This window comes from Pseudomonas sp. NFACC13-1 (assembly GCF_900104425.1).
Classification (GTDB): domain Bacteria; phylum Pseudomonadota; class Gammaproteobacteria; order Pseudomonadales; family Pseudomonadaceae; genus Aquipseudomonas; species Aquipseudomonas fluorescens_AA.
In genome coordinates this window covers 296,619-311,172 of the sequence record NZ_FMXV01000004.1, presented here as the reverse complement: position 1 = coordinate 311,172, position 14,554 = coordinate 296,619, and the positions used below count along the sequence as shown (strand labels likewise).

Annotated in this window: 13 protein-coding genes; 6 read left to right on the top strand and 7 right to left on the bottom strand. The window is 61.7% G+C overall.

Annotated elements, in window-relative coordinates; genetic code table 11:
• Nucleotides 1–136: 136 nt before the first annotated feature.
• Both BLQ55_RS08120 and BLQ55_RS08115 read right to left on the bottom strand, forming a co-directional pair.
• Complete coding sequence (locus tag BLQ55_RS08120) at nt 137–520, bottom strand: PaaI family thioesterase (RefSeq protein WP_060739674.1); 384 nt, start codon at nt 518–520, stop codon at nt 137–139.
• Nucleotides 520–2,844, bottom strand: coding sequence for a Tex family protein (locus BLQ55_RS08115; RefSeq protein WP_072409192.1), 2,325 nt, complete (start codon nt 2,842–2,844; stop codon nt 520–522). The genes BLQ55_RS08120 and BLQ55_RS08115 overlap by 1 nt, the downstream gene beginning before the upstream one ends.
• A gap of 356 nt (nt 2,845–3,200) precedes the next feature.
• Here BLQ55_RS08115 and ompR point away from each other — a divergent pair, with 356 nt between their 5' ends.
• Entirely contained in the window at nt 3,201–3,941 is a 741-nt protein-coding gene (gene ompR / locus BLQ55_RS08110; RefSeq protein WP_003196691.1) for an osmolarity response regulator transcription factor OmpR, read from the top strand.
• 114 nt (nt 3,942–4,055) lie between these two features.
• Complete coding sequence (locus BLQ55_RS08105; protein ID WP_060739672.1) at nt 4,056–5,369, top strand: ATP-binding protein; 1,314 nt, start codon at nt 4,056–4,058, stop codon at nt 5,367–5,369.
• 124 nt (nt 5,370–5,493) lie between these two features.
• Here the strand turns inward: BLQ55_RS08105 and rimK are convergent, their stop codons facing one another.
• Together rimK and BLQ55_RS08095 are read right to left on the bottom strand one after the other, a co-directional pair.
• On the bottom strand, nt 5,494–6,399 hold the full coding sequence (gene rimK, locus BLQ55_RS08100; RefSeq protein WP_003196697.1) for a 30S ribosomal protein S6--L-glutamate ligase: 906 nt from the start codon (nt 6,397–6,399) through the stop codon (nt 5,494–5,496).
• Nucleotides 6,396–6,860 carry a retropepsin-like aspartic endopeptidase RimB gene (locus BLQ55_RS08095; protein WP_170847591.1) on the bottom strand — a complete coding sequence of 155 codons (465 nt, stop codon included), beginning with the start codon at nt 6,858–6,860 and terminating at the stop codon, nt 6,396–6,398. Before BLQ55_RS08095 ends, rimK begins: the two co-directional genes overlap by 4 nt.
• A 254-nt stretch (nt 6,861–7,114) precedes the next feature.
• Here BLQ55_RS08095 and BLQ55_RS08090 point away from each other — a divergent pair, with 254 nt between their 5' ends.
• From BLQ55_RS08090 to BLQ55_RS08075, 3 genes are all read left to right on the top strand, one after another.
• Complete coding sequence (locus BLQ55_RS08090; protein WP_092201268.1) at nt 7,115–7,519, top strand: RNA-binding S4 domain-containing protein; 405 nt, start codon at nt 7,115–7,117, stop codon at nt 7,517–7,519.
• A 297-nt stretch (nt 7,520–7,816) separates the two neighbouring features.
• Nucleotides 7,817–8,719, top strand: coding sequence for an Hsp33 family molecular chaperone HslO (hslO, locus tag BLQ55_RS08085; RefSeq protein WP_092201266.1), 903 nt, complete (start codon nt 7,817–7,819; stop codon nt 8,717–8,719).
• 178 nt (nt 8,720–8,897) lie between these two features.
• Nucleotides 8,898–10,442: a phosphoenolpyruvate carboxykinase gene (locus tag BLQ55_RS08075; RefSeq protein WP_092253286.1), complete on the top strand. Its 1,545-nt coding sequence runs from the start codon at nt 8,898–8,900 to the stop codon at nt 10,440–10,442.
• Nucleotides 10,443–10,519: 77 nt separating this feature from the next.
• Here the strand turns inward: BLQ55_RS08075 and BLQ55_RS08070 are convergent, their stop codons facing one another.
• The 3 genes from BLQ55_RS08070 to BLQ55_RS08065 form a co-directional block, all read right to left on the bottom strand.
• Nucleotides 10,520–10,873, bottom strand: coding sequence for a DUF1493 family protein (locus BLQ55_RS08070; RefSeq protein WP_060739667.1), 354 nt, complete (start codon nt 10,871–10,873; stop codon nt 10,520–10,522).
• A gap of 91 nt (nt 10,874–10,964) precedes the next feature.
• Entirely contained in the window at nt 10,965–11,096 is a 132-nt protein-coding gene (locus BLQ55_RS32440; protein WP_256326549.1) for a hypothetical protein, read from the bottom strand.
• Between the two features lie 121 nt (nt 11,097–11,217).
• Nucleotides 11,218–12,282, bottom strand: a complete 1,065-nt coding sequence (locus BLQ55_RS08065) for a S8 family peptidase (RefSeq protein ID WP_092253284.1) — start codon at nt 12,280–12,282, stop codon at nt 11,218–11,220.
• Between the two features lie 257 nt (nt 12,283–12,539).
• Between BLQ55_RS08065 and BLQ55_RS08060 the strand changes: the two genes are divergently transcribed.
• The gene (locus BLQ55_RS08060) at nt 12,540–14,468 is read left to right on the top strand and encodes a RecQ family ATP-dependent DNA helicase (RefSeq protein ID WP_092253282.1); all 1,929 of its coding nucleotides are present in this window, start codon (nt 12,540–12,542) and stop codon (nt 14,466–14,468) included.
• The last annotated feature ends 86 nt before the right edge of the window (nt 14,469–14,554 follow it).

Here is a 14,554-nt window from a genome sequence, read left to right as displayed (position 1 = left end):
AGCTTGCTCGCGATGGCGGTGGATCAGCAACGTTGATCTGGACTGACCCTCCGTTATCGCGAGCAAGCTCGCTCCCACAGGAAAGCCCGACACTGCATTCATGGCGTCGAAATTAACTCAAATCGATGACAGGGAGCTATAGGACAGCGAACGTGCCTTGCGCTTTTGCGACCAGTTTGTCGCCTTGCATCACCTCGGCCTCGACCACCAGCGTGCGCCGCCCCGGGTGGATGACCCGGGCGGTGCACAGCACTTCGCCGTCGGACACGGCGCGAATGTAGTTGATCTTGCATTCGATGGTCGCGCTCTGCTGGTCAAAGCCATGGACACTGGAGCAGGCCAGGCCCATGGCGATGTCCACCAGGCTGAACAGTGCGCCGCCGTGCAGCTTGCCGCCGCGGTTGCGCAACGGCGGCTCAAGGCCCAGGGCGACTTGCGCCACCCCGTCCCCCAGGCTTTGCAAGCGGCAGCCGAGCAGCTTGAAGAAGGCGCTTTCCACCAACCCGGCCGGCACGTCCATCAGCGCTTCTTCAACTGCTTGGCGTTGGCGAACAGCGAAGCCATGGCGTTGTTCGCCGGGGCCGCGGTGGCGGTTTCCTTGCGCGGCGCGGTGTTCTGCGACTGACGCGGCGTCGAGCCAGGGCGAGCACCACGGGCACCATCGACTTTCTCGCCGGGCGTGTCGCTCATGCGCATCGACAGGCCGACACGTTTGCGCGGGATGTCGACTTCCATGACCTTCACTTTCACCACATCGCCAGCCTTCACCGCTTCGCGCGGGTCCTTGATGAACTTCTCGGACAACGCCGAAATGTGCACCAGGCCGTCCTGGTGCACGCCGATGTCGACGAAAGCACCGAAGTTGGTGACGTTGGTCACCACGCCTTCGAGGATCATGCCCGGTTGCAGGTCCTTGAGGTCCTCGACACCGTCCTGGAACTCGGCGGTCTTGAACTCGGGACGCGGGTCGCGGCCCGGTTTTTCCAGTTCCTGGAGGATGTCGGTGACGGTGGGCAGGCCGAAGGTTTCGTCGGTGAATTTCTTCGGGTCCAGGCGCTTGAGGAACGCGGCATCACCGATCAGCGAACGAATGTCGCGGTCAGTCTGGGCGGCAATGCGTTGCACCAGCGGGTAGGCTTCGGGGTGGACGGCCGACGAATCCAGCGGGTTGTCGCCGTTCATGACCCGCAGGAAGCCGGCGGCCTGTTCGAAGGTTTTTTCGCCCAGGCGTGGGACTTTCTTCAACGCGGCGCGGGTCTTGAACGCGCCATGTTCGTCACGGTGGGTGACGATGTTTTGCGCCAGCGTGGCGTTCAGGCCGGAGATCCGCGCCAGCAGCGCCACCGAAGCGGTGTTCACGTCCACGCCCACGGCATTCACGCAATCTTCCACCACCGCGTCCAGGCCACGGGCCAGTTTCAGTTGGGAAACGTCGTGCTGGTACTGGCCGACACCGATGGATTTGGGGTCGATCTTCACCAGCTCCGCCAGTGGATCCTGCAGGCGACGGGCGATGGACACCGCACCACGGATCGACACATCCAGGTCGGGGAATTCCTTGGAAGCCAGTTCCGATGCCGAGTAAACCGAAGCGCCGGCCTCGGAGACCATGACCTTGGTCATTTTCATGGCTGGGTATTTCTTGATCAGCTCGGCGGCCAGTTTGTCGGTCTCGCGGCTGGCGGTGCCGTTGCCGATGGCGATCAGGTCCACCGAATGCTTGGCGCACAGGGCGGCGAGCACCGCGAGGGTCTGGTCCCATTTGTTGTGCGGCACGTGCGGGTAGACCGTGGCGTGATCCAGCAGCTTGCCGGTGGAGTCCACCACCGCGACCTTGCAACCGGTGCGCAGGCCCGGGTCCAGGCCCAGGGTGGCGCGGGGGCCGGCCGGTGCGGCCAGCAGCAGGTCGTGCAGGTTGTGGGCGAACACGTTGATCGCCTCGGTCTCGGCGTTGTCGCGCAACTCGCCCAGCAGATCGGTTTCCAGGTGGGTGTAGAGCTTGACCTTCCAGGTCCAGCGCACCACTTCGGCCAGCCATTTGTCGGCGGCGCGGTTCTGGTTCTGGATGCCGAACTGCTGGCCGATCATGCCTTCGCACGGGTGCATGGTGCCCGGCAACTCTTCACCGACCTTCAAGGCGGAGCTGAGGATGCCTTCGTTGCGACCCCGGAAAATCGCCAGCGCGCGGTGGGACGGCATGCTCTTGAGCGGTTCGTCGTGTTCGAAGTAATCGCGGAACTTCGCGCCTTCCTCTTCCTTGCCGGCGATCACCCGGGCGCTGAGGATGGCTTCCTGTTTGAGGAAGTTGCGCAGTTTTTCCAACAGGTTGGCGTCTTCGGCGAAACGCTCCATGAGGATGTACTTGGCACCCTCCAGCGCCGCTTTCACGTCCGCCACGCCTTTTTCGGCATCGACGAAGCGCGCGGCTTCGGTTTCCGGGGCCAGGGTCGGGTCGTTGAACAGGCCGTCGGCCAGCTCGCCGAGGCCGGCTTCCAGGGCGATCTGGCCCTTGGTGCGGCGTTTTTGCTTGTAGGGCAGGTACAAGTCTTCGAGACGAGTCTTGGTGTCGGCCAGCTTGATGTCGCGCTCGAGTTGCGGGGTCAGCTTGCCCTGCTCCTGGATACTGGCCAGGATGCTGATGCGCCGTTCGTCGAGTTCGCGCAGGTAGCGCAGGCGCTCTTCCAGATGCCGCAATTGGGTGTCATCGAGGCTGCCGGTCACTTCTTTCCGGTAACGGGCGATGAACGGTACCGTGGAACCTTCATCGAGTAGCGCGACGGCCGCCTCGACCTGCTGTGGGCGTACACCGAGTTCCTCGGCGATGCGGCTGTTGATGCTGTCCATAAAACCACCTGACAAATTGTGAAATCAGGCTCGCCACCACTGAAACCGGGCTCGGCGAGACTGGTTGAGCGGCCTGGCCTGCGCCGCTGCCTGGGTCAAAAGGCTGCCTGTCGACCCGCGAAATTCAAAAAGTTGCCTTGCCAAGGCTAAAAAAATGGCACGCCGGGATCACGATCCGACATTCCCTGGCACAAAAGGCCGCGCATTATAACCAGCGTTCCGTCCTGAGGGGGGGACATGGTCTGTAGGCTCGATACCCGGATTTGTGGAGATAGAGGAAAAATCTGCTAACAATGCACACGGTGCGTATAACGGCAGCTAGGCCATAATGCGCGCCGAGATCAAAGGAGCTTCCTATGAGCAGCACTGCACAAACTGCTGAAGGCGAAAAAATTCTTATTGTTGACGACGATCCAGGGCTGAGCAGCCTGCTGGAACGCTTTTTCGTCAGCAAGGGCTACCGCGCCCGCACCGTCCCGAACACCGAGCAAATGGATCGGTTGCTGGCCCGTGAAGTATTCAACCTGGTCGTACTCGACCTGATGCTGCCCGGTGAAGACGGCCTGACCGCCTGCCGCCGCCTGCGCGGCGCCAACAACCAGATCCCGATCATCATGCTCACCGCCAAGGGTGACGAGTTGAGCCGTATCAAGGGCCTGGAACTGGGCGCCGACGATTACCTGGCCAAGCCGTTCAACCCCGACGAGTTGATGGCCCGCGTCAAGGCGGTGCTGCGCCGCCAGTCGGCGCCGGTGCCGGGTGCGCCGGGCAGCGAAGATGAAAGCGTGACCTTCGGCGACTACGAACTGTCCCTGGCCACCCGTGAGCTCAAGCGCGGCGATGAGGTCCACATGCTCACCACCGGTGAGTTCGCCGTGCTCAAGGCCCTGGTGATGAACGCCCGCCAGCCGCTGACCCGCGACAAGCTGATGAACCTGGCCCGTGGTCGTGAATGGGATGCGCTGGAGCGCTCCATCGACGTGCAGATTTCCCGCCTGCGCCGGATGATCGAGCCTGATCCTTCCAAGCCGCGGTATATCCAGACCGTCTGGGGCGTGGGTTACGTGTTCGTGCCGGATGGCGCCGCCAGCAAGTGATCGGCGATTTGTAGGAGCGGGTGGCCTGGCCGGTTGAAATGTCTTCTTCCAGGCGACTCGCGGTCTGCCATTGTGCGAGCATCGCTCGCTCCTGCAAGTGTGTAGCGGTTATTCATGAAAACCCCCGTTTGGTTCCCCCAGAGTTTCTTCTCCCGCACCCTCTGGCTGGTGCTGATCGTCGTGCTCTTTTCCAAGGCACTGACGTTGGTGTACCTGCTGATGAACGAAGACGTGCTCGTGGACCGACAGTACAGCCACGGCGTTGCCTTGACCCTGCGGGCCTATTGGGCGGCGGACGAAACCAACCGGGCGAAGATTGCCGAGGCGGCGACGCTGATCCGTGTCGTCGGTGCCGGCGTGCCGGAGGGCGAGCAGCATTGGCCCTACAGCGAGATCTATCAGCGCCAGATGCAAGCCGAACTGGGCGCCGATACCGAGGTGCGCTTGCGCATGCATTCGCCGCCGGCGCTTTGGGTACGGGCTCCAAGCCTGGGGGATGGCTGGCTGAAAGTGCCGTTGTACCCGCATCCGTTGCGCGGCCAGAAAATCTGGAACGTGCTCGGCTGGTTCCTGGCCATCGGCCTGCTGTCGACGGCATCGGCGTGGATCTTCGTCAGCCAGCTCAACCAACCGTTGAAACGCCTGGTCTACGCCGCCCGCCAACTGGGCCAGGGGCGCAGCGTGCGGCTGCCCATCAGCGATACGCCCAGCGAGATGACCGAGGTCTACCGCGCCTTCAACCAGATGGCCGAGGATGTGGAACAGGCCGGGCGCGAACGCGAGCTGATGCTGGCGGGCGTCTCCCACGACCTGCGCACGCCCTTGACCCGGCTGCGGTTGTCGCTGGAGTTGATGGGCGAGCACACCGACCTGACCGACGAGATGGTCCGCGACATCGAGGACATGGACGCGATTCTCGACCAGTTCCTGGCGTTCATACGCGACGGTCGTGATGAGTCCGTGGAAGAGGTGGACCTCAGCGAGTTGGTGCGGGAAGTGGTCGCGCCCTATAACCAGAACGACGAGAAAGTGCACCTGCGCCTGGAGCCGATTCAGCCGTTCCCGTTGCGCCGGGTGTCGATGAAGCGTTTGTTGAACAACCTGATCGGCAATGCCCTGAACCATGCCGGCGCCGGCGTCGAAGTGGCGGCCTATGTTTCCGGCGACACCAGCGCGCCTTACGTGGTACTGAGCGTCATGGACCGTGGCGCCGGCATCGATCCCTCGGAGCTGGAAGCCATTTTCAACCCCTTCACCCGGGGCGATCGCGCCCGGGGTGGGAAAGGCACGGGGCTGGGCCTGGCCATCGTCAAGCGTATCGCCTCGATGCACGGCGGCAATGTCGAGTTGCGCAACCGCGCCGGTGGCGGGCTGGAGGCTCGGGTGCGATTGCCGTTGGGGTTGATGCTGCCCCGGGATGCGGTGTAATCGATCTGATTGCAGGAACCTGTGGGAGCGAGCTTGCTCGCGATGACGGTGTGTCAGTCAACCGATTCGGCACTGATGTACCGCTTTCGCGAGCAAGCTCGCTCCCACAGGGTTTTATGTTGACTTAGCCTTTTCCTTTAGTTCGGGTCATGTTCGGCCCGCCATTCTTTTCCAGATGCTCGATGATGATCCCCGCCACGTTCTTGCTGGTGGTGGTCTCGATGCCTTCCAGGCCCGGCGAGGAGTTGACCTCCATCACCAGTGGCCCGTGGTTGGAGCGCAGGATGTCCACGCCCGCCACGGCCAAGCCCATGACTTTTGCGGCCCGCAGGGCGGTCATGCGCTCTTCCGGGGTGATTTTGATCAGGCTGGCGCTACCACCGCGATGCAGGTTGGAGCGGAACTCACCGGGCTTGGCCTGGCGTTTCATCGAGGCAATCACTTTGTCGCCGACCACGAAGCAGCGAATGTCGGCGCCACCGGCTTCCTTGATGTATTCCTGGACCATGATGTTCTGCTTCAGGCCCATGAATGCCTCGATCACCGACTCCGCCGCCGTCGCGGTTTCACACAGGACCACGCCGATGCCCTGGGTGCCTTCCAGCACCTTGATCACCAGCGGTGCGCCGTTGACCATCGCGATCAGGTCGGGAATGTCGTCGGGCGAGTGGGCAAAACCGGTGACCGGCAAGCCGATCCCGCGCCGCGACAGCAATTGCAGCGAGCGCAGCTTGTCCCGGGAACGGGCGATGGCCACCGACTCGTTGAGGGGAAACACCCCCATCATTTCGAACTGGCGCAACACCGCGCAGCCATAGAACGTCACCGATGCGCCGATGCGCGGGATCACCGCGTCGAACCCTTCCAGCGGCTTGCCGCGGTAGTGGATCTGCGGCTTGTGGCTGGCGATGTTCATGTAGGCGCGCAGGGTATCGATCACCACCATTTCATGGCCACGTTCGGTCCCGGCTTCAACCAGGCGACGAGTGGAATACAGACGCGGATTACGCGACAGCACAGCGATCTTCATGCAACACCTGTGGCAGAGGTAGTGGACACCGGGAATGCCGGCTTTTCTTGAACATATTTGGTGCCCGGATTGACTACCAATTGGCCGTCGATCAAGGCTTTGGAACCCAGTAACAGGCGATATCGCATGGATTTTCGGCAGGCGAGGGTGAACTCGACCCGCCAGACCCGGTCACCCAGTGCCAACGTGGTGCTGATCACGTAGCGGACCTGAGCGTGGCCGTTGGAACTCTTTATGGTCTTGCGTGCCACCAGCGGGGCTTCGCAGCGGCGATGGCGCAACTGCACCACCGTGCCAAGGTGCGCCGTGAAGCGCACCCACTTTTCGCCATCGCGCTCGAATGGCTCGATGTCGGTGGCATGCAGGCTGGAGGTGCTGGCCCCGGTGTCGATTTTTGCCCGCAGGCCCACGACTCCCAGATCCGGGAGCGCCACCCACTCGCGCAGACCGACAACGGTCAAATGGTCAAAAGTCTTCAATAAAAAAAACCTGCGATCAGTACATCGGATCGTGGACTCCGCGAATCGCGGTATTCACGCAGAATAATCACAAAATGGCGACAGTTATCTACGCACTTGTGTGTGCTTGTAACCGATTCCGGCCGAAGCGATGGGTGTGGCGTCGGTTTGGCGGGCATTCTATCCGTCGGGCCTGATTCGTGCGCTCGACAAAAACGGTAGTACAGTTCCGGCTAATGGCAGAAAGAGGAATTGCAGTGGCACAAAAAAAGGAAGAAGACGACAAGGTCCGTCTCGATAAATGGTTGTGGGCGGCGCGCTTCTACAAGACGCGGGCCCTGGCCAAGACCGCCATCGAAAGCGGCAAGGTCCATCACCGGGGAGAGCGCTGCAAGCCGGGCAAGGAGCCCCGCATCGGCGATGAGTTTGTCATCCGCACCGGGTTCGATGAAAAGACCGTGGTGGTCGAGGCCCTGTCGATCGTGCGTCGCGGCGCACCTGAAGCGCAGGCGTTGTACCGCGAAACCGAAGCCAGCATCGCCAGGCGCGAAGCCGCCGCCGCGCAACGCAAGGCCGGTGCCCTGGGGGTCAGCACCGATGGCAAGCCGAGCAAGAAGCAGCGCCGGGACCTGTTCAAGTTTCACGGCAGCAACAGCGAGTAGGCGCGCAGGCCTGGCTGCCTGTCAGTCAGGCGATTGTGGCGAGGGGATTTATCCCCGCTGGGCTGCGTAGCAGCCCCAACCAAACATATGGCGCACAGGTGCGAGGGTGCACGTTAAAAGGGCTGCTGCACAGCCAGCGGGGATAAATCCCCTCGCCACAGGTTCCAGTGGGATCTGTCCATGGGGTTAAGTCATGCGGATCTTCCCGTCAGGCAAACCCAAGCCTTGCTTGGAACCCACCCTGAATGCCCATAAAATGCCCGCCATCATTTGTCATCACCGCAGATACCAGATCCTATGACTGATTTACCGGATACCGACTACACCCAACGTTTCATCTTCGATGACAGCGACGCCCGTGGCGAGCTGGTGGCGTTGGAGCGTAGCTACGCCGAAGTCCTCGCCAAGCACCCCTATCCGGAGCCGGTCGCACAACTGCTCGGCGAGCTGATGGCGGCTGCGGCGTTGCTAGTGGGCACCTTGAAGTTCGATGGCTTGCTGATTCTCCAGGCGCGTTCCGAGGGGCCGGTCCCGCTGCTGATGATCGAGTGCTCCAGCGAGCGCGAGATCCGTGGCCTGGCCCGCTATCACGCCGAGCAGATCGCGCCCGACGCGACCCTGGCCGACATGATGCCCGACGGCGTGCTGGCCCTGACGGTGGACCCCACCCATGGCAAGCGCTACCAGGGCATCGTCGATCTCGACGGCGCGACCCTGGCCGAGTGCTTCACCAACTACTTCGTCATGTCCCAGCAGACCAATACACGGTTCTGGCTCTACGCCGACGGGCGGCGCGCGCGCGGTCTGCTGCTGCAACAACTGCCTGCCGATCGCCTTCGCGACCCGGAGGAGCGCGACGCCAGTTGGCAGCACATCACCGCTCTGGCCAGCACCCTGAGCGCCGATGAGCTGCTGAGCCTGGACAACGAAACCGTGCTGCATCGCCTCTACCACGAGGAGCAGGTACGCTTGTTCGACGGCCAGCCGTTGCGCTTCCAATGCAGTTGCTCTCGTGAACGTTCCGGCAATGCGCTGGTCAGTCTGGGTCTGGAAGATGCGCAGCAACTGGTGATCGAGCATGGCGGCGCCATCGAGATCGACTGCCAGTTCTGCAACGAGCGCTACCTGTTCGACGCGGCGGACATCGCTCAATTGTTCGCCGGTGCGGGTGTCGACACACCGTCAGATACTCGACACTAAAACGGTTCAGCGCAGGTAAATCTCCTGGCAAACGCCGGATTTACGCCGTACTGACGGGAGGGCCCTACTTTTTTTGGGCTTTTCTGGCATAATCCGGCCCACTTTTTTCGGGTAGTAGTGCGCGACTTCCTACTACAAAACGTTTGGAGCACTCGGCCACGGGCCGACGGGGAATCTCATGACGCAAGCCAATAACGCCGTGTACACCGATCTGAGTGTCGATGATCTGGTCAAAGAAGCCCTGAATCGCGGTGAAGGCGAGCTTGCCGATACTGGCGCGCTGGTTGTCCGTACCGGTCATCGTACCGGTCGCTCGCCAGTCGACCGTTTCATCGTGGAAGAGCCAACCACCCAGGACGCCATCGCCTGGGGCCCGATCAACCGCAAGTTCCCGGCCGACAAGTTCGATGCCCTGTGGAACCGCGTTGAAGCCTACCTGGGCGAGCGCGAGCGTTTTGTCTCCCATGTGCATGTAGGCTCCGATCCTGCGCACTACCTGCCGGTCAAGATGACCACCGAGACGGCGTGGCACAACCTGTTCGGCCGTTGCCTGTTCATCAACCCCGAGCAATACAACGCCGGCGGCAAGGACGAGTGGCAGATCCTCAACGCGCCGAACTTCGTCTGCGAGCCTGAGCGCGACGGCACCAACTCCGACGGTACCGTGATCATCAATTTCGCGGCCAAGAAAGTGCTGATCGCCGGCATGCGCTACGCCGGTGAAATGAAAAAAGCCCTGTTCTCCGTGCAGAACTTCCTGCTGCCAGCCGTTGACGTGCTGCCGATGCACTGCGCCGCGAACATGGGCGAAGAGGGCGATGTGACTCTGTTCTTCGGCCTGTCGGGCACCGGCAAGACCACCCTGTCCGCCGACGAAAGCCGTTACCTGATCGGTGACGACGAACACGGCTGGGGCGTGGGCGTGGTCTTCAACATCGAAGGCGGCTGCTACGCCAAGTGCATCGACCTGTCCGAGAAGAACGAGCCGGTGATCTGGAAAGCCATCCAGCACGGCGCCGTACTGGAAAACGTCGTCCTGGACCCGGTCACCAAGAAAGCCGACTACGCCGACGACAGCCTGACCCAGAACAGCCGCGCTGCGTACCCCCGTGAGCTGATCGAAAAACGCGCACCGAAAAACCTTGGTGGCGAGCCAAACGCCGTGATCTTCCTGACCTGCGACCTGACCGGCGTACTGCCGCCGGTGTCGATCCTCAGCGAAGAACAAGCCGCCTACCACTTCCTGTCCGGCTACACCGCACTGGTGGGCTCGACCGAAATGGGTTCGGGCAGTGGCATCAAGTCGACCTTCTCCACGTGCTTCGGCGCCCCGTTCTTCCCGCGTCCGGCCGGTGAGTACGCTGAGCTGCTGATCAAGCGCATCCGTGGTTTTGGCTCCAAGGTCTACCTGGTCAACACCGGCTGGACCGGTGGCGGCTACGGCGTCGGCAAGCGCTTCAATATCCCGACCACCCGTGCGGTGATCGCGGCGATCCAGAGCGGCGCGCTGATCGGTGCTGAAACCGAACACCTGGACATCATCAACCTGGACGTGCCGCTGGCTGTGCCAGGCGTCGAGACCGGCCTGTTGAACCCGCGCAACACCTGGGCCGACAAAGCCGCCTACGACGAAGCGGCCAAGGCATTGGCCGGTCTGTTCATCGAGAACTTCAAGAAGTTCGACGTGAGCGACGCGATCAAGGCTGCAGGTCCGCAGTTGTAAGACTTGGTTGGTGAATGAAAAAAACCGCCCTTCATGGGCGGTTTTTTGTGGACGGCTATTTGAGGCGCGCCGATCAGCTAGGCCTCTTCCACTTCCCGCGTATCCCATCGCTGTGCCTTGATCGCCTTGTAAAGCATGCCGATGGTCAGTGGCAGCTTGTTCCCCCGTCCCTTGGCCCTGCGCTTTTGAAACACATCGAACCCTTCCGGCTGAAAATAGCGGTAGGCGTCGTAGTCGATGAGCTCGATGGCGAACCGCTCCTCCAGTGCTTCCATCAGGTGTCGGGCGTCCGCGCCATCGCAACCCAAGTCGAGATTGATCGCAGTGCCCAGGCGAATCGTCTTGCGTTCAGGCAGGCCGATTTCTTCGTGGAGCAGTTCCATGAGTTGGCGCATGGCATGGTCATCGGGGAAGTCTGGCGCAAGGTGCATGATGAAATGTCCAGAATAGAAGAGGTGCGTCTGTACCGGTGGAAAGTTTAGGGGGAAATCGTTGCCCGTTGGAAAAAGAAGGACGCTGCAATCAAGAAATCGCAGGCGTCGCGGTTGTGGTTTTGACCATCGCGAGGATTGGCGGGTCGTCAGGGAATTTCATGCATCCGCCCAGCAGTAGGGACAGCATCAGGACGGTAGGTAGATTCAGTTTGTGCGTCATGGTCATTTCCTTTTTCAAGCTGCGAACCGCGGGCGTCCTGCCGTTGGTGGGGCAGGTGCAAAATGTTCATGGGTATCGCAAGTCGATTGCTGCCAGGCTCGCGAGCGATAAGGGTTTGGGTTCAGTCAGCCATCTGTTCAGGCATGCGTAGTGCGGCGGCCTCAAGGTCCATCAATCCTCTGCCATAGGCGTCGCTGTTGGCATAGATACCTGTGCGGTTGGCTGTCGCCAGCAGATGTTCGCGTATCTGCTGCGGGCTGAGTTGCGGGTGAAGGCTTTGTAGCGCCGCCAGTGCGCCACTGACCAACGCGGCGGCGGGAGATGTGCCAGCGGTCTGCACGTAGCGGCCGTCCTTGCCAACGGTGAGCAGGCCGGCCTGTGCACCGGCGTCGCCGCCGGGAACGGCGATGCACCAGGCGGCTGCGACGCCGCAATAGTTGGATTTGCCATTGATGGCGCTGCCGTCGTTCTTCAACGCCACCACTGCGATCCAGCCTTTTTCCAGTTCTGGCAATGCGACCGGCAGTCCTGGCTCGGCCAGGGGCTCGCGCTTGAGTTCGTTACCGGTGGGGAAGACCAACACGGCGCCGTCCGCGACCAGTTTTCGAGCGACGGCCAGGGAGTCGGGCATCACCTGGTTGTAGCGTGCCTCATTGATCTCGGTGGCGGGAATGGCATTGGCCCACGAGTTGTTGAACAGCCGGGCACCCTTGTCAAAACCACTTTGCCAGGACCGGGCGATTTCGCTGTCGAAGAAAAACGGCTCGTTGTCGTCGCCAAAGCGAAAGGGGATCAACCGCGCATTGAACGCGATGCCGTGCATGCCCCGGTCGTCCTTGTTGGCGGCAAGAATACCGGCCATCTGCGTGCCATGACCGATGCGGTCAACGGTGCCGGGACGGTCTTCGACATGGTCGAATCCAGGATCACCCAGTCTGCCCTCGAACTCCTCGAGGCTGGCGTTGAGCCCCGAGTCGATCAACGCCACGACAACATCCTGGCCAGTCCCGCCACGAGCGTAGAGCGCTGATGCCTTGACGACAGCCAAGCCTTGTTGAGCGTGATACTCCGGGGTTTCGAACCGGGCAGGATCCACGCCGGGTGGCTCGGGGACGGTCAAGCAACCGGCGAGCAATGAGGCCGACGTGATCGTCAGCGCGCGTAGAGCGGAAAATGGGTGTGGCATGGTTCGTTCCTTGAAGAATTGAAATCGAGCGTCAGGCTTCCTGGCCTTGACGTACAGCAGGAGTTTTCGGCGCACCTTACCGTGCTGGCGAAGTCGGGACGAGACATCAAATTGCCCGGATTTGTATCTGCTCGTGGCAAGGCAAAGGCGCTCGACGCTGTATCATCCAGTATCGTTTTTACCCCCGACCTTTTCTCGACGCGCTGCGTTGTCCCGCTAGTCTTTGGGGCTCGCAGCAGTCAAAGGAGCGACCGCGCATGCACAGCACCCTGGAACAGGTTTTCGGTTATCCACAGTTTCGTCCCGGTCAGGAGGCGGCCATCGGCGCCGTACTGGCCGGTCGGTCGGCGGCGGCCATCTTCCCCACCGGCTCGGGCAAGTCCCTGTGTTATCAATTGCCGGCCCTGCTCCTGCCGCACCTGACCCTGGTGGTTTCGCCACTGCTGGCATTGATGCAAGACCAGTTGACGTTCCTCAAGCGCCACGGCATCGCGGCGGCCAGTATCGATTCGGCACAGAGCCGTGACGAAGCCAACGACGCCATGGCGCGGGCCCGTTCGGGCGAGTTGAAGATCCTGATGATCTCCGTGGAGCGCCTGAAGAACGAGCGCTTTCGCAATTTCCTGCAGCAGGTGCCGATTTCGTTGCTGGTGGTGGACGAGGCCCACTGTATTTCGGAATGGGGGCATAACTTCCGACCTGACTACCTCAAGCTTCCCGATTACCAGCACCAGTTCAATATTCCCCAGGTATTGCTGCTGACGGCCACCGCCACGCCCAAGGTCATCGCCGACATGCAGGCGAAATTCGCCATTGCCGCCGCCGATGTGGTGACGACCGGCTTCTACCGACCGAACCTCAATCTGTTGGTCGAGCCCGTGCCGGGTGCCGACAAGCGCGCACGGCTGGTGCAGTGGTTGAGCGAGCGTGCCGGGCAGCCGAGCATCGTCTACGTCACCTTGCAGCGAACCGCCGAGCAGATCGCCGAGCACCTGGGCCGGCACGGTATCGAGGCCGAGGCCTATCACGCCGGTTTGCCCCATGAGCAACGGGAAGCCATCCAGCGGCGATTCATGGGCGGGCAATCCAATTGCATCGTCGCCACCATCGCTTTCGGCATGGGCATCGACAAGAGCGATATCCGCAACGTCGTGCATTTCGACCTGCCCAAGTCCATCGAGAACTACAGCCAGGAAATCGGCCGGGCCGGACGCGACGGACAGCCATCGGATTGCCTGGTACTGGCCAATCGCGACAGCCTCAACGTGCTGGAGAACTTTGTGTATGGCGATACGCCGGAGCTCGCAGGCATTCGTTGCGTGCTCGACGAACTGAAAGCCGCCGCCCCCGATGGGCAATGGGAGTTCTTGCTGGGCCCGCTGGCGGACCAGAGCAACATCCGGCAACTGCCGCTCAAGACGTTGCTGGTCCAGTTGGAGCTGCGCCGGCTGATCGCGCCGCGCTATGCCTATTTCGCGGAGTATCGCTTCAAGTTCCTGACCGAGCCCCAGGAGCTGCTGGAGCGCTTCGAAGGTGAGCGCAGGGACTTCGTCGCGGCCATCATCCAGACCTCCAGTCGCGCCCGGAGCTGGGCCACGGTGGATTTCGACGGGATGCACCGGCAGTACCACGCTGAGCGTAATCGGGTGGTCAAGGCGCTGGATTATTTCCAGGAGAAGGGCTGGATCGAACTGGAAAGCAAACAGATGACCGAGGTGTACAGCGTGCTGGAAGCGGATCTGGATGTGCAGGCCTTGAGTGCCGAGCTGCATGCCTATTTCACCCGGCACGAACACGGTGAAATCGAGCGGATCCACGCCATGCTCGAATTGTTCGCCACCGACCGTTGCCTGGGTCATCGCTTGGCGCAGTATTTCGGCGACGACAGTGCGCCACACCTGTGTGGTCATTGTTCGGTGTGCCATGGGCAGGTCGCTCGCCTGCCGGAGCCGCCTGCGCTGCCGGCGCTTGTGGATAAAAGCTTCGGGGCGTTGTGTGGCGATTTTATCCACAAGCATGAGCAGCACAGCGGCAGCGTGCCGTCTGCCGAGCGCCTCACCCGCTTCCTGTGCGGGATCAGTGTGCCGCTGTTCACCCGATTGAAGGCGCGGAAGATCCCTGGGTATGCCGCGCTGGAAGCGTATCCATACGCGGAAGTTCGCCAGTGGACTCAAGCGCACCTGTGAGCTGCATCCATCCGCTGAATGCCCTTCATCACACGAATAAATTTCAAAAACGTTCGGCGGCTGACTAAGGTGAAGGCTGTCTTCGG

Coding starts and splice junctions, on each gene's coding strand:
- BLQ55_RS08120 (WP_060739674.1), bottom strand. CDS start 520: ATGGACGTGCCGGCCGGGTTGGTGGAAAGCGCCTTCTTCAAGCTGCTC.
- BLQ55_RS08115 (WP_072409192.1), bottom strand. CDS start 2,844: ATGGACAGCATCAACAGCCGCATCGCCGAGGAACTCGGTGTACGCCCA.
- ompR (WP_003196691.1), top strand. CDS start 3,201: ATGAGCAGCACTGCACAAACTGCTGAAGGCGAAAAAATTCTTATTGTT.
- BLQ55_RS08105 (WP_060739672.1), top strand. CDS start 4,056: ATGAAAACCCCCGTTTGGTTCCCCCAGAGTTTCTTCTCCCGCACCCTC.
- rimK (WP_003196697.1), bottom strand. CDS start 6,399: ATGAAGATCGCTGTGCTGTCGCGTAATCCGCGTCTGTATTCCACTCGT.
- hslO (WP_092201266.1), top strand. CDS start 7,817: ATGACTGATTTACCGGATACCGACTACACCCAACGTTTCATCTTCGAT.
- BLQ55_RS08075 (WP_092253286.1), top strand. CDS start 8,898: ATGACGCAAGCCAATAACGCCGTGTACACCGATCTGAGTGTCGATGAT.
- BLQ55_RS08070 (WP_060739667.1), bottom strand. CDS start 10,873: ATGCACCTTGCGCCAGACTTCCCCGATGACCATGCCATGCGCCAACTC.
- BLQ55_RS32440 (WP_256326549.1), bottom strand. CDS start 11,096: ATGACGCACAAACTGAATCTACCTACCGTCCTGATGCTGTCCCTACTG.
- BLQ55_RS08065 (WP_092253284.1), bottom strand. CDS start 12,282: ATGCCACACCCATTTTCCGCTCTACGCGCGCTGACGATCACGTCGGCC.
- BLQ55_RS08060 (WP_092253282.1), top strand. CDS start 12,540: ATGCACAGCACCCTGGAACAGGTTTTCGGTTATCCACAGTTTCGTCCC.